Consider the following 1,311-nt stretch of genomic DNA (forward strand, 5'->3'; position numbering starts at 1 on the left):
GGTGTGGCCGGGATAGCCGATGTCGTCGTAATATTTGGCCGCGCAGGCGAGCGCGAAGGCGTCGTGCCGGCCGCATGTGTCCTGGATAACCTCGACCAGCGGCTCCATGTCCTGGTCGTAGTATTTGGAATGCAGGCCGGGCATCGGGTAGCTTGCACCCATCAGCGTGCGCGTCGTCGTCACGTCGAGCGGATGATCCAGTCCCCTGTCCAGCTTGCGCGCCGAAAAGCACTGGAAATCGGTGCACTGGCGCCCGTCGACATCGATGATCTGGAGATAGTCGCCGGCCTTGACGAAATAGGCCTCCGCCGTCGCCGAATGGACACGCAAATCGAGCACCGGGTCGGCCAGCGGATCGGCCAGTAGCGATTTCGCCGCCGGGCGGATCGTGGCGCGGCGAACGATGGCAGTCAGCGGCGTCGCCGTGTCGTGGCCATCGACCAGCATCGGTCCACCGGGCGCGGCGATGATCAGCGAGCCGTCACGCGTGACCGTGAATGTTTGTTCTGTACCGGCAGGCGTAGTGGCGCCGAACACCCGCACGGCCTTGGCATGGTCAAGCTGCACCTGCCGGCGCGCGAGCCCGCCTCGCAGCGAGGCGAGACTGTCGTCACCCTCTATGAGCAGCGCCTTGATGCCGGCAGCGTTGCTGTTCGATGCTTCACCAAAAATGCCGGGATCGGTCGCGCCGCTCCTGTCCCAAGCCAGCAACTCGCAGGCCTGGCCGCCCTCGACATTGCGCACGGTGATCGTGTCGCCGGCCTCGATATCGATGAGCACCGCGCCATTGCCATGGATCGTATAACGCTCCATGCCCGGCGGCAGCGCGATCTGGCCGGGCCTCAGGATGAGGCTCGGCCGCGGCGGTCCGGCAGCAATTGCGGGGTAGGGCGACTGGCTCATTTCAGCCTTGCGGTTCGAGAAACAAGTTTGCCTGTGTGTGAAATTATTTTAGCGGTAAGAATAGGCAGCCTGGTTGGGTTTGGCAAGGCGGAGCTTGACCGTCGGTGCAATCGCTCGGGCTTGAACTCGCCACTCCGCCTCGCCTTCGGAGCGTCGGCGCTGCCCCTCATCTGCCTGCCGGCATCTTCTCCCCGTGAACGGGGCGAAGGACGCTGTCCTCATCGGTTTCGCCAATCGCCAACGGTGCAAAAAAGTGCCGGCTTTGCGGTCCAGCTTCTTTCTCCCCGTTTACGGGGAGAAATGCCCGGCAGGGCAATGAGCGACTATCTGTGGTGTCAAGTTGCATTGGCGAACTCCATGCGCGCATCGCGTGCTTTTGCATTGAGAATGACGAGGAGTTTTCGCGCC

General features: G+C 63.2%; 1 protein-coding gene. It reads right to left on the reverse strand.

Annotated elements, in window-relative coordinates:
* Positions 1-903: DUF1989 domain-containing protein (locus EN939_RS34470; protein ID WP_127271855.1), on the reverse strand; the 903-nt coding region annotated here is incomplete at its 3' end.
* Positions 904-1,311 lie beyond the last annotated feature (408 nt).

Source organism: Mesorhizobium sp. M7A.F.Ca.CA.002.05.1.1, assembly GCF_003998335.1.
Taxonomy (GTDB): Bacteria; Pseudomonadota; Alphaproteobacteria; order Rhizobiales; family Rhizobiaceae; genus Mesorhizobium.